The sequence below is a fragment of the Rhizobium lusitanum genome (genome assembly GCF_014189535.1).
Lineage (GTDB): Bacteria > Pseudomonadota > Alphaproteobacteria > Rhizobiales > Rhizobiaceae > Rhizobium > Rhizobium lusitanum_C.
Map to the genome: position 1 here is coordinate 781,574 of NZ_CP050308.1, position 22,340 is coordinate 803,913.

At 58.7% G+C, this 22,340-nt stretch carries 21 protein-coding genes, 1 other RNA gene and 1 pseudogene; 11 read left to right on the forward strand and 12 right to left on the reverse strand.

All coding sequences use genetic code 11. The features are described 5' to 3' along the window. Positions 1-20 precede the first annotated feature (20 nt). Complete coding sequence (locus HB780_RS17605; protein WP_183694289.1) at positions 21-581, forward strand: GNAT family N-acetyltransferase; 561 nt, start codon at positions 21-23, stop codon at positions 579-581. Between the two features lie 18 nt (positions 582-599). Here the strand turns inward: HB780_RS17605 and HB780_RS17610 are convergent, their stop codons facing one another. The 10 genes and pseudogenes from HB780_RS17610 to HB780_RS17655 form a co-directional block, all read right to left on the reverse strand. After that, the gene (locus HB780_RS17610; RefSeq protein WP_183694292.1) at positions 600-2,357 is read right to left on the reverse strand and encodes a Do family serine endopeptidase; all 1,758 of its coding nucleotides are present in this window, start codon (positions 2,355-2,357) and stop codon (positions 600-602) included. 196 nt (positions 2,358-2,553) lie between these two features. After that, complete coding sequence (gene hflC, locus HB780_RS17615) at positions 2,554-3,498, reverse strand: protease modulator HflC (protein WP_183694295.1); 945 nt, start codon at positions 3,496-3,498, stop codon at positions 2,554-2,556. After that, the gene (gene hflK, locus HB780_RS17620) at positions 3,498-4,631 is read right to left on the reverse strand and encodes an FtsH protease activity modulator HflK (RefSeq protein WP_183694298.1); all 1,134 of its coding nucleotides are present in this window, start codon (positions 4,629-4,631) and stop codon (positions 3,498-3,500) included. The genes hflC and hflK overlap by 1 nt, the downstream gene beginning before the upstream one ends. A gap of 282 nt (positions 4,632-4,913) precedes the next feature. Further along, positions 4,914-5,588, reverse strand: coding sequence for a dihydrofolate reductase (locus HB780_RS17625; RefSeq protein WP_183694301.1), 675 nt, complete (start codon positions 5,586-5,588; stop codon positions 4,914-4,916). Positions 5,589-5,808: 220 nt separating this feature from the next. After that, a pseudogene (locus HB780_RS17630) lies at positions 5,809-6,644 on the reverse strand (DUF1932 domain-containing protein). A 164-nt stretch (positions 6,645-6,808) separates the two neighbouring features. Beyond that, positions 6,809-7,921: a glycosyltransferase gene (locus HB780_RS17635; protein ID WP_286203129.1), complete on the reverse strand. Its 1,113-nt coding sequence runs from the start codon at positions 7,919-7,921 to the stop codon at positions 6,809-6,811. A 387-nt stretch (positions 7,922-8,308) separates the two neighbouring features. Beyond that, positions 8,309-9,364: a 4-oxalomesaconate tautomerase gene (locus tag HB780_RS17640; RefSeq protein ID WP_183694303.1), complete on the reverse strand. Its 1,056-nt coding sequence runs from the start codon at positions 9,362-9,364 to the stop codon at positions 8,309-8,311. Next, positions 9,357-10,028 (reverse strand): 4-carboxy-4-hydroxy-2-oxoadipate aldolase/oxaloacetate decarboxylase, encoded by a 672-nt coding sequence (locus tag HB780_RS17645; protein WP_183694306.1) that lies wholly within the window; start codon positions 10,026-10,028, stop codon positions 9,357-9,359. The genes HB780_RS17640 and HB780_RS17645 overlap by 8 nt, the downstream gene beginning before the upstream one ends. 11 nt (positions 10,029-10,039) lie before the next feature. Then, positions 10,040-10,993, reverse strand: coding sequence for a VOC family protein (locus HB780_RS17650; protein ID WP_183694309.1), 954 nt, complete (start codon positions 10,991-10,993; stop codon positions 10,040-10,042). A 23-nt stretch (positions 10,994-11,016) separates the two neighbouring features. After that, on the reverse strand, positions 11,017-11,751 hold the full coding sequence (locus HB780_RS17655; protein ID WP_183694311.1) for a PIG-L deacetylase family protein: 735 nt from the start codon (positions 11,749-11,751) through the stop codon (positions 11,017-11,019). A 296-nt stretch (positions 11,752-12,047) separates the two neighbouring features. Between HB780_RS17655 and HB780_RS17660 the strand changes: the two genes are divergently transcribed. The 7 genes from HB780_RS17660 (at position 12,048) to HB780_RS17690 (ending at position 18,890) form a co-directional block, all read left to right on the forward strand. After that, positions 12,048-12,902, forward strand: a complete 855-nt coding sequence (locus HB780_RS17660) for a branched-chain amino acid ABC transporter permease (protein WP_183694314.1) — start codon at positions 12,048-12,050, stop codon at positions 12,900-12,902. Next, the gene (locus HB780_RS17665; RefSeq protein ID WP_183694317.1) at positions 12,902-13,951 is read left to right on the forward strand and encodes a branched-chain amino acid ABC transporter permease; all 1,050 of its coding nucleotides are present in this window, start codon (positions 12,902-12,904) and stop codon (positions 13,949-13,951) included. Before HB780_RS17660 ends, HB780_RS17665 begins: the two co-directional genes overlap by 1 nt. After that, a complete protein-coding gene (locus tag HB780_RS17670; protein WP_183694320.1) occupies positions 13,948-14,703 on the forward strand; it encodes an ABC transporter ATP-binding protein in 756 nt (251 codons plus the stop codon). Before HB780_RS17665 ends, HB780_RS17670 begins: the two co-directional genes overlap by 4 nt. Continuing rightward, positions 14,696-15,445 carry an ABC transporter ATP-binding protein gene (locus HB780_RS17675; protein WP_183694322.1) on the forward strand — a complete coding sequence of 250 codons (750 nt, stop codon included), beginning with the start codon at positions 14,696-14,698 and terminating at the stop codon, positions 15,443-15,445. The genes HB780_RS17670 and HB780_RS17675 overlap by 8 nt, the downstream gene beginning before the upstream one ends. Positions 15,446-15,525: 80 nt before the next feature. Beyond that, positions 15,526-16,692: an ABC transporter substrate-binding protein gene (locus HB780_RS17680; RefSeq protein ID WP_183694325.1), complete on the forward strand. Its 1,167-nt coding sequence runs from the start codon at positions 15,526-15,528 to the stop codon at positions 16,690-16,692. A 105-nt stretch (positions 16,693-16,797) separates the two neighbouring features. Then, positions 16,798-17,682: an NAD(P)-dependent oxidoreductase gene (locus tag HB780_RS17685; protein ID WP_183694329.1), complete on the forward strand. Its 885-nt coding sequence runs from the start codon at positions 16,798-16,800 to the stop codon at positions 17,680-17,682. Next, positions 17,679-18,890, forward strand: a complete 1,212-nt coding sequence (locus tag HB780_RS17690) for a LysR family transcriptional regulator (protein WP_183694332.1) — start codon at positions 17,679-17,681, stop codon at positions 18,888-18,890. The genes HB780_RS17685 and HB780_RS17690 overlap by 4 nt, the downstream gene beginning before the upstream one ends. An 87-nt stretch (positions 18,891-18,977) precedes the next feature. Here HB780_RS17690 and yghX read toward each other — a convergent pair whose 3' ends face one another. Both yghX and HB780_RS17700 read right to left on the reverse strand, forming a co-directional pair. Further along, on the reverse strand, positions 18,978-19,865 hold the full coding sequence (yghX, locus tag HB780_RS17695) for a YghX family hydrolase (protein ID WP_183694335.1): 888 nt from the start codon (positions 19,863-19,865) through the stop codon (positions 18,978-18,980). 103 nt (positions 19,866-19,968) lie between these two features. Beyond that, entirely contained in the window at positions 19,969-20,892 is a 924-nt protein-coding gene (locus HB780_RS17700; RefSeq protein WP_183694338.1) for a thymidylate synthase, read from the reverse strand. 195 nt (positions 20,893-21,087) lie between these two features. Here HB780_RS17700 and ssrA point away from each other — a divergent pair. From ssrA to HB780_RS17715, 3 genes are all read left to right on the forward strand, one after another. Next, positions 21,088-21,459, forward strand: a transfer-messenger RNA (tmRNA) gene (gene ssrA, locus HB780_RS17705). Between the two features lie 118 nt (positions 21,460-21,577). Beyond that, the gene (locus HB780_RS17710) at positions 21,578-22,090 is read left to right on the forward strand and encodes an SspB family protein (RefSeq protein ID WP_183697221.1); all 513 of its coding nucleotides are present in this window, start codon (positions 21,578-21,580) and stop codon (positions 22,088-22,090) included. 53 nt (positions 22,091-22,143) lie between these two features. Continuing rightward, positions 22,144-22,338: a DUF4169 family protein gene (locus HB780_RS17715; protein WP_183694341.1), complete on the forward strand. Its 195-nt coding sequence runs from the start codon at positions 22,144-22,146 to the stop codon at positions 22,336-22,338. Positions 22,339-22,340: the final 2 nt, after the last annotated feature.

The following is a 22,340-nucleotide window of genomic DNA, read 5'->3' on the forward strand; positions in this document are numbered from 1 at the left end:
GCCAAGGATCGGATGCCATCATGATCATTGCCGAAACCGAACGCCTCATCATCCGCAACTGGCGCGATGAGGATCGCGATCTCGCCTATGAAATCAATTCCGATGACAAGGTGATGGAGTTCTTTCCTTTTCGCCGCAGTCGCACGGAAGCAGATGAATTTTTCGAGCGGGTCCGCTCCATGATCGCCGACACTGGTCTTGGCCTCTATGTGCTGGAGCTCAGGGCCAGTGGTGAGGCCATCGGATATTGCGGGCTGATGCGGACAGATCATCTGGAGCCGTTCGTGCCGGTAGGCACGGTCGAGATCGGCTGGCGGCTGGCGACGCCGTTCTGGGGCAAGGGGTTTGTCAGCGAAGCGGCGCGGGCGTTGCTCGCCCATGGCTTCCAAACGCTCGATCTCGACCGGATCGTTTCCTTCGCCGTTCACAACAATATCAGGTCTACGTCCGTGATGGAGCGGATCGGCATGCATCGTGTCGAGGACGGGGATTTCGATCATCCCAGCGTTCCCGATACGTATCCGCATTTGAAGCGCCATGTTCTCTATAGCCTAACCGCCGCCGAATGGCGGCTGCGGTAAGCGCCCAAGGGCTGACGACTATTCCAGAGCCACGGCGATAAAACGCAGATCGCCGCTCGGAGAGGCGATCATCAACTGCGCGTTGCGCCGGCCCTCCCGCTTCAGCGACGCCACCTTCTCCGAGGCCGCAGTCGGTGACTGCACGAACTCCTGCGCCACTTCCACAACGACATCGCCGGGCTTCAGCCCCTTCTCAGCCGCAGCCGAACCCGGCGCGACCTCGGTGATGACAACGCCGTCGACGCTGTCGGCGATGCCGAAGCTCTTGCGGTTCTCGGCGTTCAGCGTCGCGAGCTTCATGCCAAGTACATTTTGAGCAGCCTGCTGCTGTGGTGCCTGCGGTTGCTGGTCGCCGCCCTGGTCCTGGCCATCCATGCCGTCATCGCCATCGTCATCCCCGTCGGGATTGATGACACCGTCTTTGCTGCCGTTGCCATTGTCGTCCGGCGCGAGCTTCGGTGACTTATCCTTGTCACCACCGCTCTTGTCGCTGCTTGCTACTGCAGCCTTGTCGCTATCCTCAAGCCGGCCAAGCGTAACCTTGACGGTCTGCTGCTTGCCGTCTCGGAAGATGACGACATCGACTTCCTTGCCGACGGAGCTTTCAGCCACGATGCGCGTCAGATCGCGCATGTCATCGACGTCCTTGCCATCGAATTTCAGGATGACATCGCCGGCCTTGACCGAACCATTGTCGACCGGCCCGCCCTTGATGATACCGGCAATCAGCGCACCCTTGGCGCCATCAAGCCCCAAGCTGTTGGCGACATCATCGGTTACCGGCTGAATACGCACGCCAAGCCAGCCGCGTCGGGTCTCGCCGAAATCCATGAGCTGCTTGACGACACCCTCGGCCAATTCGGAGGGCACGGAGAAGCCGATGCCGATGGAGCCGCCGCTCGGTGAAATGATGGCCGTGTTGATGCCGATCACCTCGCCCTTCATGTTGAAGAGCGGTCCGCCGGAATTACCCTTGTTGATCGCCGCATCCGTCTGGATGAAATTGTCATAGGGTCCGGCATTAATATTGCGACCGCGCGCCGAGACGATGCCGACAGTCACCGAACCGCCGAGGCCAAAGGGATTGCCGATCGCCATCACCCAATCGCCGATCCGCATCTTGGCGGAATCGCCGAACTTAACCGACACCAGCGGTCGCTTCGACTCCACCTTGAGCACGGAAAGGTCGGTCTTCGTATCCGTGCCGATCAGCCGCGCCTTCAGCTTGTTACCATTCGGGAAGATCACCTCGATATCGTCGGCACCTTCGATGACGTGATTGTTGGTGACGATATAGCCCGTGGGATCGATGACGAAGCCGGAGCCGAGCGAGCTGACCTTGCGATTGCTATTATCGTTGTTCCGGTTCTTGAAGAAGTCGTTGAAGAAATCCTGAAACGGCGAATTGTCAGGCACCTTGGGATCTGCCGGACCATCGCCCTGATCCTTGACCTTCTGCGACGTCGAAATATTGACCACCGCATCGAGCAGGCCGGATGCCAGATCGGCAACGGAAGCCGGGCCGGCATTCATCGCCGGATTGGTGGCGATTGTGGGCGCTGCCGCCGGATTGGCAGTCGGCGCGGTCGTGCCGACCGTCGGAGCCTGAGCTGGATTGGCTGCTGCGGCTGGCGCCTGATTATCGGAGGCCGAGGGCGTCTGCGCCGCCTGTGCATGCGCCCGTTCGACGCTGCCCAGGACGGGGCCGACAATCAGCGCCACACTGGCCAGAAGAGCGAACGAACGTCTGAAAGGCAGGCGATTGGTCGAGGCCATCAGGCATCCTCATCGAAAAAGGGAAAACTTGTATAAGCATCACCATAAGGCGGAATGATGAAGCGTGTAATCACCTTTTTGCGATATCCCCGCAGCTCCTTCCAACCTTTATAATCATGGTAAAGCCGACACGGCCCCACATAAAACAAGGGGCCGCCAACCGGCAGCCCCTTGGATTACAGTGATTTGCCGCGCGTCAATTCGCGGGGGCCGTCGTCGGTGGCTTAGCCAGTGCCGGAGCGCCAGACGTGACGGCCGACCCGATCGAACTGTCGAAATACTTGAAGAATTCCGACTGGTTCGGCGGCAGGACCAGCGTCTTGCCACCCTTGCCGAACGACGTGCGATAGGCCGCCATCGAGCGATAGAACTCGTAGAAGCTCGGATCGCGCGTGGAAGCATCGGCAAAGATGCCGTTACGTTCGGCTTCGCCCTGACCGCGAAGGATTTCCGAGTCCTTCTGCGCATCCGCGAGTATCTCGACCACCTGGCGGTCGGCGACGGCGCGGCGGCGCTGGCCTTCTTCGTTACCCCGGGCGCGGATCAGTTCCGCCTCCGCCAGACGTTCGGCCTTCATGCGGTCGTAGGTCTGCTGCGACACTTCCTGAGTCAGGTCGGTGCGGCGGATGCGAACATCCTGGATGTTGAGACCGAGGGTCTCTGCATCGCGATGCAAGTCGTCGCGCACTTCCGTCATCATAGAGGCGCGCTCTTCGGAAAGAGCGGCTTCGAAGCCGCGCAGACCGTAGACCCGGCGCAGCGACGCGTCGAGGCGGGTTCTAAGGCGGGATTCCGCCGCATCACGATCGCCCGACACCGTCTCACGGAATTTCCGTGCATCGGTGATCCTGTAGACGACGAATGCGTCGACCTCATAGAACTTACCGCCCGAAACCTGGACGCGGATATTGTCCAGATCGAAGCGCAGTTCCTGATCCTGGATATATTGCACCCGATCAGCGTCCATAAAGGCGAAAGGCAGCTTGAAGTAAAGGCCCGGCTCGGTCTTGACTTCACGGATCTGGCCGAAGCGCAGAACGATTGCCTGCTCGCGGGCATTGACCACGAAAACCGAGGAATAAACGATCAGCAGCAACAACGCGAGCGCAATGAGAATGGTTGGCAAACGGCTGGAAGTCATTATTTGGCCTCCGGCTGAACTGCAGTTGCAGGCTTGCCGCCCGTCTGCGTCGTGGACTTGCCGAGATCATTCAGCGGCAAGTAGGGCAAAACGCTCTGCTTGTCGTCGATGATGATGCTGTTGGAATTGCCGATAACGGTCTCCATGGTTTCGAGGAACAACCGCTTGCGGGTCACATCCGGCGCCTTGACGTATTCGTCATAGATCGAGATGAAACGCTGTGCCTCACCCTGAGCTTCCTTGACGACACGATCCTTGTAGGCAGCGGCCTCTTCGCGAACCTGGGCGGCACCACCACGGGCCTGACCCAGCTTCTGGTTAGCGTATTGGTTAGCCTCTTGTACCTGCTGATCTTCGTTCTGCTCGGCGCGCTGCACCTCGTCGAAGGCATCAGCCACTTCGCGCGGCGGTGACACATCCTCGATCGGCACGGCATTGATGGAAATACCGGCGCTATAGCGATCCATCGTATCCTGAATGATGTTTCTCACCTCGACAGCGACCTGCTGACGATTGTCGCGGTAAATGTCCTGGGCCGGACGACGGCCGACCACTTCGCGCATGGCGCTTTCGGCAACCTGCTGAAGTGTCTCGTCAGGGCTTTCAACCTCGAAAAGATAGGCTTGCGGATTGGTGACGGTATAGAGCACCGAGAACTGAACATTGACGATGTTCTGGTCGCCGGTCAGCATCAGACCAGCATTGGAGCCGGAACCCGAACGCCCGCCAATATTGCGCTGCTGCTCGGTAACCTTGGCGATTTCGACACGATCCATCGGCCAGAAGTGGAAATGCAGGCCAGGCATGGACACCTCGGCACGCGGCTGACCGAAACGCAATTCGACACCACGTTCATCCGGCTGAACCGTATAAACGCACTGAATAAGCCAGAAAACTGCAATTACCGCCGCGACAATAAGAAAAGCACCGCCATTAAAACCGCCGGGAACGAGCCCCTTCAGCCGGTCCTGGCCACGGCGAATAATGTCTTCAAGGTCAGGTGGCCCACCGCTACCGTTTCCACGAGGCCGGTTCGGTCCCTGCCCCCATGGCCCTTGATTATTTCCGCCGCCGCCTCCGCTGCCGCCGCCACCCCATGGGCCGCCGCCGCCATTCTGATTGCTCCAGGGCATCAAAACCTCTTTGTTAGTGAACTCCCAATAATCGCGCTAAACTTTGTCATTCGCAGTGCGAAATCCACAAGTTGCGGCGATAGTCCCCGTTATAGGTATCGACGCACCTGCTTTCAACGCAACTTCAGGAAGTTAGGCGGATTTATTGGAAAATAATTGAATTCTGTAACCAGTCACAACCAAATTTGGCGCGATATGCATCGCCAAATATGAAGGGAAAAGCCGCGTGTGATGCTTACTCGCACCTAATTAGCAGTTGAACTAGAGTCCTTTGTAAAAACTCTATTCAAAGAAATCCAATTGACCCTCTTCAATCGGCTCCAGTTTCAATCTAACCTCATATTGCTCTAGCAGAACGTCAAAATTAGGTACGCGCCCCATAAACTCTTCCTTCGAGCGATACCGATGGAATGGTTTGCGGCGATCATATTTTGTTACTCGAAATGGGTACTCGTCAGAATCCGTCTTCGGGTACTCTTCTTCCGATTTTATAATCCATTCACTTTTCTCACCAGCGAGAGGATCCCCAAAATCTAATTCAAATTTAGCATCACCATTAATGTTTCCACAGAACACATCTGTAACAAATATAGTATTTATGTATGGCTCGAACACTTTATATATTTGATCGCCACCAATAACAAAAAATTGCATCTTACCAGATATTATAGATTCAATATCTGCGAGCAGAAGTGCTGTCTCAGGATTCTGCGCCCATTTCAAAGAAGGAAAGCTCTTCAGGAATAGAGGCTCCGTTCTCGATAGAATTATGTTTGTGCGGTTCGGTAGCGGCCGACCAATAGACTCAAAGGTTTTGCGCCCCATAATGACCGCGTGACCTTGGGTACGTTTCTTAAATAGCTGCAAATCAGTCCGCAGGTGCCACGGAAGAGAATTATCGACCCCAATGATTTTGTCAGGATAACTACGCGCAACTATTGAAGATGCGGATGGCATCCGCACTCTCTTCGCGTTTTTTTCATTAACTTAGAACGCACCGTCTAATCGCCAACTAAGGAGCAAATCGAAGGTCCGTCCATAGTTTGTACGAGCCAGCATCGCAAGTCCAATCTCGATATCGCTCAGCGATCGACGACCCCATATGCGCGGTGGGATCGTCGCCTTGCAAGCTGATATCCGCGGATATGCCGGCAAAAATGTTGGCCCTGCCACAACCTCAAGCGGCGCCGTTGAGCTTATCCAGCTCGCCGGCAAGCACGCCGCCGGCGGCTCGATCATCCGCCATCTTGCGATAGAGGCCGGCCATGCCCTTGAAGATCAGGGCGGCGGGATCGTCCTCGCCGAGGAATTCGGCAATCTCTTCCATTTCAGCAACCCAACGATAGGCTTTCGGATACATGTCTGGAATGCTCTGGGCAAACTTGCGGTCAAGATCGGACTGACTTTCCTGGAGCTCCCGTTTCAGACCCTCATCCGCTCCGGACCTGATCGCCGCAAGTAGCATGGCGGTGCCGAGGCCCGTAACCCCTTTGTTGATGCCGGCATAACACATCTTCAGTGCCGACGAGGCCCCAATCCCCCCATCGATACGGCGCACCTGAAGCCCATAGTCGGCAAGCACGCCGCTCCTGTTGGCGGCGTCGCCGCTGACATAGAGCTTGGGACCTTTCTGGCCGGGCTTCGGCGGCGCACCGATGATGGATCCATCCAGAACCTCCCCGCAGTCGCTGCCGAAAACCGAAGCAACCTGCGCCATCGTCTTCGGCGAGATCGCATTGCAGTCTATGAAGGTCGTTGTTCCGGCATGGCTGCGCAAGGCCGCGGACAGAAGCTCGGCCACGCCGACGGCCTCTCCGGGCGGAACGATGGAAAGGATGACATCGACCTCGATAAGGCGATCCAGCCCGACGGCCTTCATGCCCACCGCCTTTGCCCGCTCGATGGTCGCTGGCGAGCGGCCTTCAACATAAGTGAGAACGTGCGCCCCCCCTCGACCAATCGGTTCGCGATGGCGCTCCCCATAGCACCGGCTCCAATGACTCCGATATCCACCAGCGATCTCCTTCCCCTTGTTCAAAGATGAAGGCTATCTAGGACCTCGCGGAATGCATGGCGAGTAAGGCGCGAAACGACGAGCGATAGCTTCGAGCCTATTCGTAAATAAAAATGGCCCGGGATGTAAGTCAACTTCACGCGATGAAGAGGCCAAGTCCGGCCTAGAACTCCAAAAGGCCTTTCCTGGCGAGACCGATAGCCTTCATGATCAAGGCCGGGCTCTGCGCGATGCCGAGCGGGTCCATTTTCAAGAAACTGAAGATGGCCCCCACGCTCTTGGCGCGATCACGGCGACCGTTGCGCATGATCAGATAGGAGATACCCATCCTCGTCTTGTTGATATGCTCGTCCAGAACTCTTCTGTCGTCATCGTCGAGCCGGAAACTGGCGCCGACCCTTTTCCAGAACAGAAGGTTGCCGAGCAGACGGACCAGAACCTTCGGGCTATCCCAGGAATAAGCGTCGCGATAAACGGAGACGCCCTTGTCTCGATCACCATTCACATTACTCGAAAATGTCACCGGTGATCCGCTATTGGCGATCGAAAGCCAGAAAAAATAATCTTCGCCGGAATAGCGCAGATCGGAATCGAACCGCAGATCCTTGAATTTGGAAAATCTGTAAACAACCGTGGACGTCTGCGAAATATACTCCCTAATAAAAGCCTTGAACGCCAACCTCGGCTTGAACTGGAAGATATTCAAAGCAGGCTCGACAATCTCCCAATCGCCGGCACTCGCGGCCCGGCTGAAATACTTGGTTTTCTCGAAAGTCGTGACGGGCCTGTCTTCGTAATTGTCGCTGAAGTAGAACACGCCTTCGTCGCCAAGCGCCGTGACGGCTGTCCTCAGATGATCTTCAAACCAGACATCATCGGAATCGAGAAAAGCAACAAACTCCGTTTGCACGGGAACGGCATCAAGCGCGTTATTTCTGGCCGCTGCCGGGCCGGCATTTTCCTGCGCTATTATTTCAAAACTGACATTGTCCGGAAACTCCAGATGCGAGATTTCAGACAGCGGATCTATGGGGGATTCGTCGTTCACGATCAGGATATGAACCCTGGCGTCATCCGACAGTCTTTGGTCAATAATGGACTGTACGGCCGCAGTTAGAAAGCCGCTTTTGCGTTGGAAAAAAGGTATAATGGCAGCAATTTTTTTCATCAAAATCCTTCCAGCGACTATATCGAAGAACGCATGTCGAGATAGCGCACGAATACTGTCCAAAGCGCAACGTGCCATAATTACGGCAGCGGATGCAACAATACTCAAAGAAGATTTGCGCCTGTTTTTAATAAGCTAATTTATAAAATCGGAAGCACGGAGATAATAATACAGACTTATCATATCTTTTTATCGCGCATGCATTCAGATCTGTCGTATTCATTTTCGATATTCGTGCAATATTTCAAATAGAGAGCAAAATTTCGACGGGATTGTTTCTCGAAATTTCCATAGCAAGCAGTATTATTTCCAGAGCAGTGGCCACGCGCAAGCGCAGTCACCGTGCAAAATCGGCGCTGGTATTCGCTTCGATGCCTCAGAAACGGAAATGCCGGCAACCTCGCGGTCGCCGGCACCCCTCTCATCTTATACCAATCCTAATCGATAATCCCGATCTCTAGTCGCCAGCGCGACGTCTGTTCGACCCAGCTGAGATCATCCGGCGAAAACCCGACCATCAAACAGTTTTCGCGCCGTTCTGACCGTTCCCGCGCCCCTGATCGCTCCATCGTCGCCGATATCCAGAAACACCTCCATCGCGCCGGTCGGATGCTCGATCAGATAACGCCCGTCCGATGGAGCCGTCGCCAATTCCGTAGCAGGACTACCCGTAAGGCGCGTCGCGGTCGCGACCGTGACCGCGGCGAGAACGCCGACGGATGCATGAACCCGGTGCGGGATAAAGCTTCGCGTCAAGATCGCGCCGCCTTGCTTTGGCGCCGACACCAGGGTCATCTTCGGAACTGACGCAGCCTTGACATCGCCGAGGTTCATCATTGGGCCTGCCTTTAGGCGGATGGCTTCAATCCGGGACTTCAACTCCGCATCGGCTTCGATCGCCTCGCGGGTCTCCTCACCCGTCAGCCCGAAGTCGGCGGCACGCATGATGACGCAGGGCATGCCATTGTCGATCAGCGTTGCCTCTATCCCATCGATGACATCGACCTCGTTGCCCGTCGGCAGCAGCGCGCCGCACATCGAGCCGGCTATATTCATGAACAGCAAAGGGACAGCCGCATGGCTGCCCGGGACACCGGCAATTTCGGTCGAACCGGCATAGTTCACGCGGCCGCCCGGTGTCTCTATTCGAGCGACCGCCACGTCGCCGGAATTCAGCATGTGGATGTGGACTTCGGTAATGCCGCTGCTTGACTTGACCAGTCCACGCTCGATGGCCGCCGGGCCTACACCGGCAAGAATGTTGCCGCATCCCTGCGCATCGCTGACAACAGCCTGATCCACGAAGACCTGAAGGAACAGATAGTCCACATCCGCATCAGCGCGCGTCGAAGGCGACAGCACGGCGACCTTCGACGTCAGCGGATCCGCACCGCCGATCCCATCAATCTGTCGGGGATCCGGCGATCCCATGATTTTCAACAGCAGCGAATCGCGCTCGGCAGGGTCCGCCGGAAGATGCTCGGCGAGGAAATATGCGCCCTTGGAGGTCCCCCCTCGCATCCACAGGCAAGGGATGCCATCCTCATACATATTTCAGCCCCTTTGCCAGCAGGGTCGGCCGCATCTCGTAGATATCAAGCCCGAGTTCACCGGCCGCAAGCCGCTTGCGTTTGGCATCCTCGTTGGCCAGGCGCTTCTCCGCCGCGACAACAACGGCTTCCGCCTCCTCTCGCTTGACGACGCAGACACCATCGTCATCGGCGACGATGACATCACCGGCCTCGACATACGCGCCGGCGCAGACCACCGGCACATTGACGGAACCCAAAGTCTCCTTGACGGTGCCTTGCGCCGATATCGCCTTCGACCACACCGGAAAGCCCATCTGCGTCAGATCGCGAATGTCGCGGACGCCGGCGTCGATGATCAGGCCCCTGCATCCGCGCGCCATTGCCGAGGTCGCCAGCAGATCGCCAAAATAGCCATTGTCGCAGGATGAGGTCGGCGCGAGAACGAGGATATCCCCTTGCTTCAGCTGCTCGATCGCCACATGCAGCATCCAGTTGTCGCCAGGAGGGGCCGAGATGGTCACGGCCGAACCAGCGATCTGCGCGCCGGCATAGATCGGACGCATATAGCTGGCGAGCATGCCCTTGCGGCCCTGCGCCTCATGCACGGTCGCGACCCCGGCATAGGCCAGCCGTTCGATTATATCCTGCGAAACCCGAGCGATGTCCTGCACAACAATACCCATTACGCGTCTCCTTATTTTTTTACCGGGGGCGTCCCGTGGGTGTGAAATGTCTCGATCGTCTTCAAGCCCCAGGCCTGCCCCTTCTTTCGCTCCGTCTCCGTCCAGACCACCGGCTTCCAATCCGGAGCCAGGATCAGTCGCGCGCCGGAATTGGCGAGCTCCACCCGGTTTCCGGCAGGCTCCCAGACGTAGAGGAAGAAAGTGCCCTGGATCGCATGCTTGTGCGGACCGGCTTCGATGTGCACGCCGTTCTCGAGAAAGATGTCGGCGGCGCTCAATATCTCTTCGCGGCTGTCGGTGGCGTAGGTCACATGATGAAGACGCCCGCCTCCGCCGCCAGGCTCTTCGGTGCAGGCAAGGTCATATGTCTTGTTGTTGACGGTGAACCAGCAACCACCGAGCCTGCCATTGTCGAGCTGGATCATCTCCGTCACGCGCGAACCGAGGCAGGTCTCCATGAAGCGCCTGAACTCGGCAACATCAGAGGCCAGCAAGTTCAGATGATCGAGACGACGCGGATGGCAGCCGCGCGCATGATATCGTTGCGCGACATTCTTCAGCACCGGCTTTTCCTGCTCGGGCGGCGAATAGCGGACGGTGTCCCAATAGATCTCGAATACGTGACCGAACGGGTCCTCGAACCGGAACGCGCGGCCATGGCCGAGATCGCCGTCCACCCAGCCGAGAACCTTGAAACCGCTCGCCTCGATCGCCTCGACGCGCCGCTCCAATGCCGCTTGCGAAGACACTCGATAGGCGATGTGCCCGACACCGGTGGTGTGATGTCGGGTGAGTTTCAAAGTGTGGAACTCGTAATCGTCCCACGCTCGCAGATAGGCCGACTGCTCGTCCTGACCGGCAAGCGTCAACCCATAGACGTTGACGAAGAAGTCGAGGCTTTCCTCGAACTTGTCGGAATACATCTCCACATGTGCCAGATGGGCGATATCAAAGCAGGGTTCCATGTCACGCTCCTCCCGAGAGCTCATTAGAGCTCATCGACCGTGCGTGGGAAGATCGACTGGAAACCCTCTGCATATTGCGAGGCACGCCCGCCCGATTGGCCGCCGGAGTTGCGCTGGAAATGATTGGCGCGGTTCTGGGCGACGCGGGTGTAGAATTCCCAGAGATGCTCCTGCCCCTCCATGCATTCGATGGCGGCCCGCTTCTTTTCCCAGACCGACGTAATGTCGAGGAAAACATCGGGCTTCCAGCCCATCTGCTCGGTCTGGTGCGGCTCGAACAGGTAAAGCTGCGGCGCGCCGAGAACCTTCTCACCTGGATTATGACCCCAGGCCTGCGCGATCATCCGGGTCTCGAGGGCAATCTGCGTCGCATACATATGGTCGGTATTATAGGGATCATATTGCGAATGGCTGAGCATGAAGGCTGGCTGCACCTTCCGGATCACGTCGACCAACCGATATTTGTCCTCATCCGTGAGGCGAAGCGGATAGTCGCCGAGGTCGAAGCTGATGAGATCATGGACGCCGAGCGCCTTGGCCGCTTTTTCCGATTCCGCCCGTCGTGCCGCCTTGACCTGCTCGAGCGTGATGCCCGGTTTCTTCCAAAGCTTGGCGGATTCGCCGCGCTCGCCGAAGGACAGGCAAACGACGGTCACCTTATAACCAAGCTCCGCATGCAAAGCGATCGCGCCGCCGCAGCGCCATACGAAATCAGCCGCGTGTGCGCTGATGACAAGTGCAGTCTTTTGTTCCGACATGGGATCTCCTTCCGAATTGCGCGTGATTTCACGCCGGAGAGCCCCCTTTGCCAATTTGGATTTGATGCCCCATCGATAAGTTTTAGCTATAGCCGTGCGATCGAACCTACCATCCCAACAACGCGACTATAGCTTTTTCTTATGAGGCTACGACCATTTTGAAATGGGCAACAGTCCTGCTTCCCGTCATGGCTAATCACCGCTCAAGACCCAAAAGGTCCTGCGAAAGATGCGTTCGGGAGAATCAGCCAAATCTGGCGGTCTTGGAGGAGCGCAATCCGGGACAGGGAGGAAAAATGCTAACCCTTTTATTTGACGGCCTTGCCTATGGCATGCTGCTGTTCGTGCTCTCGTGCGGACTGGCGGTCACCTTGGGATTGATGAATTTCATCAATCTGGCGCACGGCGCGTTCGCGATGGCCGGCGGCTATGTCACCGTTATTTTGACCAACAGATGGGGCGTGCCCTTTCTGCTGACGCTGCCGATCGCCTTCATTGCCACGGCGATCGCCGGGGTCGTTCTCGAAAAGACGCTCTACGCCCGCCTTTATGACAAGACGGCCCTGGACCAGGTGCTGTTTTCGATCGGCATCGTCTTCATGGCGGTAGCAGGCATCGACTATGTCATGGGATCACAACAGCAGATCCTCAACCTGCCGGATTTCCTGCGCGGCCGCGTCACCATTTTCGGCGTCGGCATCGGTGTCTATCGCGCCTTTCTCATCCTCGTCTGCGGCGCGCTCGCCGTTGCACTGCAAATGGTTCTGGCCCGTACGCGGTTCGGCAGCAGGTTGCGTGCATCCGTCGATGACCGGCGCGTCGCTCGCGGCGTCGGCATTCACGTCAACACGATTTTTGCCGTGACATTCGCCGTCGGATCCGGCCTCGCCGGCCTTGGCGGCGCGCTTGGGGCCGAGATCCTCGGTCTCGACCCGACATTCCCGCTGAAGTTCATGGTCTACTTCCTGATCGTCGTCTCCGTCGGCGGGACCTCGAGCATGTACGGCCCTCTCTGTGCCTCCATCCTGCTCGGTGTCGCGGACGTTCTCGGCAAGTATTACGTCCCATCGCTCGGTGGCTTCATCATCTATATCATCCTCGTGGCCGTGCTGGTTGTCCGGCCTCAGGGTCTCTTCGCGAGGGCCAACTGATGCAGGCACCCCATTCCGCTATCCCTGCTCTGAAGCAGCGGGTATCAGACGTCATGAGGCGATCGGCGCGCTGGAGCGTCCTTGAACTGGCGTTCTGGGCTCTGGCGCTTGCCTCCTGGTTCCTCTTCCCCAACCAGCACTTGATCCTGACCGAGATCGTCGGCTTCGCCATCCTCGCGCTTTCGATCGACCTGATGCTCGGCTATGCCGGCATCGTTTCTCTCGGACAGGCGGCCATGTATGGCGTTGGCGCCTATGCAAGCGGTCTGTTCTCGATCCATGTCACCGGAGAGCCACTGTCTGGGCTGGTCGTCGGAGCGCTCTCGGGCGCGGTCGTCGCCTTCCTGACAAGCTTCCTGCTGCTGCGCGGCGGCGACCTGACACGGCTAATGGTGACGCTGGGCGTCGCCGCGGTCTTTGCCGAAATCGCCAATCAGGCCAACTGGCTCACCGGCGGTGCCGACGGCCTGCAAGGCATCAGCATCGATCCCCTGTTCGGGATTTTCGATTTCGATATCTACGGACACACGGGCTACGCCTACAGTCTCGCCGTGCTGTTCGTGCTGTTCCTCCTGGCGCGACTGATCGTATCCTCACCTTTCGGCTATTCGCTGAAAGCGATCCGGGACAATCCGCTGCGCGCCTCAGCCGTGGGGGTTCCCGTCAACGCGCGATTGGTGGCCGTCTACACGCTGGCCGGCGCCTATGCGGGGATCGCCGGCGCGCTGTTTGCCCAGACACAGCAATTCATCTCGCTCGATGCACTGTCGTTCCAGAAGTCCGCGGATGGCCTGATGATCCTGGTCATCGGAGGCACGGGCTATCTTTACGGCGGTATCATCGGCGCCCTGGTCTATGAACTGATCCAGGACGGGTTGTCGTCGCTTACGCCGCAATACTGGCAGTTCTGGCTCGGCATGCTCCTGGTTGCCTTCGTCCTCATCGGTCGCGATCGTCCTCGCCAGATCGTGCTCTCGCTCTCCGCTCGCCTCGCCACCATTCGCGGCAATCTCTTCAGAGGCCGCACGTCGACCCGGAGGGCACCATGACCGCTGCTGTTCTTGAAACAAAACAGCTCAACAAGATGTTCGGCGCCCTGAAGGCCACGACCGACGTCTCGTTCCGCCTGGAAAGCGGTGCCCGCCATGCGCTGATCGGACCGAACGGCGCGGGCAAGACGACGCTCATCAATCTTCTGACCGGCGTGCTCGCGCCTTCCAGCGGGCAGATCCTGCTGAATGGCGAGGACATCTCGTCCCTCAAGCGCGAAAAGCGCGTGCAGCGTGGTCTGGTTCGCACGTTTCAGATCAACCAGCTTTTCGGCGATCTGACCGTCGTGGAAAGCCTGGGCCTTGTTATCAGTGAACGGCAGGGACACGGCAAGAACTGGTTTCGCTTCGCCGGAAAGCTTCCGGGCATCGAGGACGAAATTGCCGGCCTGGTTCAGGATTTCGGTCTGGATACAGTCCTCGACCAACCCTGTTCCGGCCTGCCCTACGGCAAGCAACGGCTTCTCGAAATCGCCATGGCGATCGCCTGCAAGCCCAAGGTTCTCCTGCTTGACGAACCGGCGGCCGGCGTGCCGGAAGCCGATCGGCACGAGGTTCTGGCAAGGCTTGCGGCCCTGCCCGCTGATGTCTCGATTCTGCTGATCGAACACGACATGGACCTGGTCTTCAATTTCGCCGACCGGATCTCCGTTCTAGTCGCCGGCGCGCTCTTCGCCGAAGGCACCGTCGACGAGATCTCGACGGATCCCCGCGTCAAGGACGTCTATCTGGGAGGGGCGCACAATGACTGAACTCTTGACGCTGGACGGCTTGAAAGCCGGCTACGGCAAAGCCGTGGTTCTGCACGGCATCAGCCTCGCGGTCGGCCCGGGTGAAGCGGTGGCCCTCCTCGGCCGCAATGGCGTTGGCAAGACAACGACGCTCAACAGCATTGTTGGTCTGACGCGCTATCACAGCGGCAGAATCATGGTCAGCGGTCAAAGCATCGAGCGCATGACGCCGGAGCGTCGCGTCGAGGCGGGTGTCGGCTGGGTGCCACAGGAGCGCGGCATATTCCGGTCACTGACGGTCGAGGAGAACATCACGGCGGTCGCACGCCCCGGGAAATGGAGCCTTCAGGCCGTCTATCTGCTCTTCCCGAGGCTGGAAGAACGCCGCAGCAACTACGGCAACCAATTGTCGGGCGGCGAACAGCAGATGCTCTCAATCGCCCGCGCACTCGTTCTCAATCCGAAAATCTTGCTGCTCGATGAGCCGACCGAGGGATTGGCGCCGATCATCGTGGAAGAACTGCTCGCCGCCATCCGCCGCATCGTCCGCGACGAGGGCATGGCCGCCATCATCGTCGAGCAGCACGCGCAGCAGATCCTGGCGATCACCGACAAGGCCGTGATCCTCGAACGCGGCGCGGTCGCCTATTCCGGAAGCAGCGCCGCGCTGGCGCAAGACAGCGCCACCCTTGGCAAATTCCTTGGGGTCGGCGCGGGAACATCGGCCGCCGCAACGCCAGCCGCTGGAGAACGAAAACACTGATCATGGAAGCCTAAGCCGGAAAGAGGGCCGGTTTGAACAACGTCCAAACACATAGATTTTTCAATAGGAGGAGGAGAGACATGAGCATTAAGAAACTGGCGCTAGGCGCCGTCGCCGCGATCAGCTTGATCGGGGCTCCCGCAATGAGCTTTGCCCAAGACACGGTCAAGGTCGGTGTCGTCATTCCGCTCACCGGCGGGTTCCAGTCCAACGGCCGGCAGATCAGCGCCGCGATCAAGACTTATGTCGCGACCAAGGGCGACACAGCCGGTGGCAAGAAGGTCGAGCTGATCGTCAAGGACGACGGAAGTGCCGCCGACAACGCGCTGCGCCTGTCCCAGGAACTGGTAACCAACGACAAGGTGTCCATCCTGACCGGCTTCGGCAACACGCCAGCGGCCCTTTCCGTGGCGCAACTGTCCAAGCGCGCCAAGATCCCGCAGGTCATCATGGTGGCGGCGACCTCGTCGATCGTGGATGCGTCGCCTTACATTCTCCGAACATCTTGGACCGTCCCGCAGATGGCCAGCGTCATCGGTAAGTGGGCTCCGGAAAACGGCGTGAAGAAATTCGTCAGCATCGTTTCCGACTATGGTCCGGGCGCCGACGCGGAGAAGTGGTTCCAGAAAGCGATCGAGGCCAATGGCGGCACCGTCGTTTCAAAACTGAAGGTGCCGCTTGCCAATCCGGACTTCGCGCCCTTCCTGCAGCGCGCCGCGGATGAAAAACCGGAAGCCCTGTTCGTCTTCGTTCCGACAGGCGGGGGTGCTGCCTTCATGAAGCAGTTCGTCGAGCGCGGCCTCGACAAGTCGGGCATCAAGGTCATCGCCATGGCCGACGTCACGGACGACGATCTCCTCAACAATATGGGGGATCCGACCATCGGCGTCATCACCGGCGGTCCCTATTCGGCAAGCCACGATTCGCCCGAGAACAAGGCCTTCGTGGAAGCCTTCAAGAAGGCCAATGACGGCATGCGTCCCAACATGGTCGCCGTTGCCGCCTGGGATGCCCTCGACCTGATCTACAAGACCCTCGACAAGACCAAGGGCGATGCGACGGGCGATACTTTCGTCAACGCAGCGAAGGGAATGCAGTTGCAGAGCCCACGCGGCCCGATCTCGATTGACCCTGCCACACGCGATATCGTCCAGGATATCTACATGCGCAAGGTCGAGAAGGTCGGTGGAGAATTGTACAACGTCGAGTTCCAGACCTACAACAACGTCAAGGATCCGGCGCACTAAGCGAGGGCCATACAACCCGAGGATCGCGGCGATATCGCGGTCCTCACGATAAGTTTTCGCTATACATTTTTGTTTGGCTGAATGTTCGCACGAGGAACCGGCAGCATGTCGACGATTGCAATCATCGGATTCGGGGAAGCAGCACAAGCCTTTGTCGCCGGCTGGAAGACTGTCGAAGACAGTCCGATCAAAGCTCCCATCGCCACCTTCGATATCAAGATAAAAAGCGCCGATCAACGCCGGGGCCTGCTTGATGCCTGCACACGGCTTGATGTCATATCTGGCGAGAGCCCGCGCGATGCCACCACCGGCAAAAGCGCGATCTTCTGCCTCGTGACAGCCGACCGCGCGCTCGAAGCCGCCAAAATGGTGGCCGCCTACCTCGACAAGAGCTCGCTTTATCTCGACTGCAACTCCTGCTCGCCTTCGACAAAGGTCGCGGCTGCGAAGATCGTCGAGGAGGCTGGCGCCCGCTACATCGACGTGGCGGTGATGGCGCCGGTCTATCCCGCCCGCCATCGCACCCCTCTCCTTCTGTCCGGCAGCGAGGCGACGGACGCTGAAGCGCTGCTGGCAAGCCTTGGAATGAATGCCCGCGTTGCCGGCGATAAGATCGGACAGGCATCCTCGATCAAGATGCTGCGCTCCGTCATGATCAAGGGGTTCGAGGCGCTCACGGCCGAATGCGTGCTGGCGGCGCGCCGGGCGGGCGTGGAGGATGCCGTTCTGGCGTCCTTGCAGGCATCCGATCCGGGGATCGACTGGACGGCCCGTTCGTCCTACAACCTTGAGCGGATGATGGTACACGGAACGCGGCGTGCGGCGGAGATGGTGGAAGTGGCGGCAACGCTTCGCGATCTCGGTCTTCCCGACGGAATGGCATCGGCCGCCGTCGACTGGCAGCGCAGAATCGGAAATCTTGGCGTCAGCGCTGCGGATCTCTCGCTGAACCAGCGCATCGATCGGATATTGGAGCACCTCCTGCCTTGAATTCCGCACAGCCGTCAGAGCGTGAGCTACAGCATAATCTTCGCCATCTCCGGGTATTCCTGATGGTCGTCGATACGGCCTCTGTCACGAAGGCCGCGGATTTATGCCATGTGTCGCAGCCGGCCGTGACGCAGGCACTGTCGAAAATCGAGCGCGGCGTGGGGATGGCGCTCTTCACGCGGACCGCCCAGGGACTGTTCGTCAACAAGCAGGGCGAAGTCCTTGCAAAGCGCGTCCGGCGCGCTTTCAGCTATCTCGATCCGGCGCTGTCCGATCTTAGCCCCAGGCTGCGCATAACCGCGACGACGGCACAGCTTCAAGCGCTGATTGCCGTGCGCGAAATGGAGAATTTCACGCTCGCTGCACGCCGCCTGGGCCTTGCCCAACCGACCGTGCACCGCGCCGTCACACAACTTGAGCAGGAGGCAGCACGTCCCCTGTTTGAGCGAACATCCTACGGCATCGTCGCGACGCGGACCGCGCAGACGCTAGCCCAGGCAGCAAGACTTGCTTTCGCCGAACTGAGCCAAGCCGAAGCCGACCTTGCCGAAACCGTGTCCGAGGAGGCCGGGCGCATCGTCATCGGCGCAATGCCATTGTCGAGATCCTATGTCCTGCCGCAGGCAATCGCCAACTTCCGCACGCTTCGCCCCAAAATACCGATCCAGATTGTGGAAGGTCCTTATGCCGACCTTCTGGCCGGGCTGAGGCGTGGCGAGATCGATTTCCTGATCGGCGCCCTGCGCGATCCCGCGCCGATTGGCGATGTGGAACAGCGCCTGCTTTTCACCGACACGCTCGTGCTGGTCGCCGGCCGCGATCATCCGCTTGTCGGGAAGGACGATATCACCCTCGAGGAGCTCGCCTCCTACCCCTGGGTGGTGGGCTTAAGCGGAACGCCGATCCGGAAACATTTTGACGCCATGTTCGACAGCCTTGGACGAAGGCCGGCGAGCATCGTCGAGTCGGGGTCGCTGATCCTGATGCGCGAGCTCCTGGACCGAACCGATCATCTCGGCTGCATTTCCCATCTGCAAGCGGAAGCGGAGTTGACCCGGGGGCTCATCAAGGCCCTGCCCTATGACCTCGACCACACCGCGCGGCCCATCGGCCTGACGCTGCGATCCGGCTGGATGCCGACGGCGGCTCAGGACCAGTTTCTGGATTTCGTGCGAGAAAGGGTCAGCAAAACGGGCGAGCGGCTATAGCCTTTATTACAGTCCCGGCCACGAGCTCTCAAACAGCGTCCATCCACTCGACTTTATGGCAGATGGACGCAGCAACGACATCGGCCCTCAAGCCAGATAGCGCTTGAACCAGCCTATCGTTCTGTCCCAGGCAAGTTTGGCCGCAGCCTCGTCATAGCGGGGCGTCGAGTCATTGTGGAAGCCATGATTGACGTCGGGATAGATATGGGCCTCATAGACCTTGTTCGACGCCTTCAGCGCCGCCTCATAGGCCGGCCATCCCTCATTGATCCCCTTGTCCAGTCCCGCATAATGAAGCAGCAGAGGCGCCTTGATGCGGGACACCTCCTCCGCGCGTGGCTGGCGCCCATAAAAGGGCACGGCAGCTGCTAGCTCGGGATAGGCGACGGCTGCGGCATTCGACACGCCTCCACCATAGCAGAAGCCGGTGATGCCGACCTTGCCGGTCGTTGCCTCATGCTTCATGAGCAGCTCGATCGCGGCGAAGAAGTCGTTCATCAGCTTCTGCGGATCGACCTGCTGCTGCAACTCCCGACCCTTTTCGTCATTGCCGGGGTAGCCGCCGACCGACGTCAGGCCGTCAGGCGCAAGCGCGATGAAGCCCGCTTTGGCAACGCGACGCGCGACGTCCTCGATATAAGGGTTCAGCCCCCGGTTCTCATGCACGACAACGACCGCCGGCACCTTGCCCTTGGCCGCAGCCGGCCGGACGAAATAGGCCCGAACGGTTCCGTTTCCCTGCGGCGACGGATAGGTGATGTATTCGGGCAGGATATCGGGATCGGTAAACTCGACCTGCTGCGCCTGCGCATAGTTGGGGCTCATCAACCCGAGGATCGCGACGGCCGTCAGACCGCCTACGGCATACTTGCCGGCCCGATCGAGAAACTCGCGCTTCGTGATTTTCCCATGGGCGTAGTAGTCGTAGAGTTCCAGCAGTTCCGGATGAAAATCCTTGGCGGTCAGACGTGTCATTGGCGCTCCCCTCGTGTCTACGACGAGCAGCCTAAACACTTAAGCCAGTTCTTGAATTCACTTTTGCGCTATCGCCGGAAATGCCCAACGCGGATAACGGTAGTTAAACCGCAACCTCCGCCGCTATCGCCGCATGGGGCTCGTAGTCGCTGACCTCGAAATCCTCAATGCGGTAATCGTCTATGCTTTCCGGCCGGCGGAGCAAGCGCAAGGTTGGAAATGGCCGTGGTTCCCGGCTCAGCTGCTCGCGGATCGCGTCGAGATGGTTAAGATAGATGTGGACGTCGCCGCCGGCCCAGACCAGTTCGCCCACATCCATGTCTACCTGCTGGGCAACCATGGCCAGCAACACGGCCTGTTGGGAGATGTTGAATGGGTTGCCCAGAAACAGATCGCAGGACCGCTGGTAAACCATCATGCTCAGCCGCGGCCGCTTGGTCTCGCCCAGAGAAGGCAGGTTCGAGACATGGAACTGATAAACCATGTGACACGGAGGCAGCGCCATTCCGGCGAGTTCGCCGACATTCCAGGCATGGAAGATCATCCGGCGGCTGCTTGGATTATGCCTGAGTTGGTCGATGACCGTCGCGATCTGATCATGCACCTGCCCGTCGGCATCGCGCCACTGCCGCCATTGCTTCCCGTAAACGGGGCCAAGATCGCCCCACGTCTCGGCAAAGGCTTCATCGGCCAGTATCCGCGCCTCGAAATCTTCCTGACTGATGGTCTCGCCCGTCGCCTTGCGATAGGCCGCCAGCGGCCAGTCGGTCCATATCCGCACGTTCTGTTTCAGGAGATTGCGAATGTTGGTGTCGCCCGTCAGGAACCAGAGCATCTCTTTCACGGCGAGCTTCCAATAGACCCGCTTGGTCGTGAAAACCGGAAGCTGGCCCTTGGAAAGATCGAAGCGCATCATCGCGCCAAGCCCGCTCAGCGTGCCGACGCCCGTTCTGTCGATCCGGCGATCGCCGTTTTCGAGCAGGTGCGCCATCAGATCGAGATATTGATATTCCGGGTGGCGAACCATTCTTAGCTCCGACATTTCCGCGATGGCGCCCGGCAAGAGCAACGCCATTGCCTCCGTCACCGATTCCATTTGTTGCCAATTTAATGGCAAGTCGATGCGAAACCAACCGTATCAGGGCATAATCCCGGCAAATCTCGCCCCCGATGGCCAGTGATCGCGGCAAACCGGTGTTTCGGCGACGCATTTGTGACAATTGCCCTTCCCTTCGCCCAAGGAAAACACTATATCAGCCTTGCCGGTCTTCGGGCCGGCTATGGCGATAAATGAGCGGTGTAATAAACCTATTGGACCCGGGGGCGGTACCCGGCGCCTCCACCAAAAACCGGCCAGGCGAGCTTTGCTTCAGACCGGCTTTTGATGGGGGCGAAACAGGATCGACAAGGGCGTAAAGATCGACTTTTTGCTCGGCATTGTACCACCGTTATCGGGCTAAAATTGTAGTTGCAAATGACAACTATGCGGAAGCTCGTCTCGCTGCTTAATCGCAGTGTGACACTTCAAATCAAGTCCTGAAGGTTCGCACCTTAAGGCGGGGTTCGAAGGTACCTGGCAACAGAAACCTTCACCTTCTCCCTATATTGGATATTATGTATGATGAGGCAGTGACTCGCGCGAGGGCTTTTCCGTCTGCGCCCGGCGTGGCATAAGCCTTAGAAAAAACATGGCCAACGAAAGACAGGAAAGCATGGGGCAGGATCATATCCGCTACGACATTTTGGCACAGGACGCCCTGCGTGGAGTTATCCGTAAGGTGTTGACCGAGGTCGGCGCCACCGGTCGTCTGCCCGGTGACCATCATTTCTTCATCACCTTTCTGACCGGAGCGCCCGGTGTGCGCATTTCGCAGCACCTGAAGTCGAAATATCCGGAACAGATGACTATCGTCGTCCAGCATCAATTCTGGGATCTGAAGATCACCGAGAGCCTGTTCGAGATCGGCCTTTCCTTCTCCGACGTCCCCGAGAAGCTGGTCGTTCCCTTCAATGCGATTCGCGGCTTTTACGATCCATCCGTGAATTTCGAGCTGGAGTTCGATGTGCCGCTCGCCGACGACGACGAGGAAATGCCAACCGGCGAAATCACCGCCTACCCGGTGCCGGCAGAAGGCAGCGAAGAGCCAGCGGTAGAAGCCAAGGAAGGCGAAGAGAAAAAACCGGGCTCGGTCGTCTCGCTCGACGCATTCCGCAAGAAGCAATAGATCCAAGGGGGAGCGCAAGGCTTCCCCTTTCTACATCGTCCGTGGGGACAGTGATGAGTGCCGAAGTCGTCAATCTGCGTCAGTTCCGGAAAAAGCAGGCCCGCTCCGAAAAGGAAAAGCAGGCGGAACAGAATCGTATCAGCTTCGGCCGCACCAAGGCGGAGAAGCACCTGACCAAGGCGCTCAACGACAAGGCCACCCAAACGCACGAGGCCGGTCACATCGACCCGGCCAAGACTGAAGACTAGAC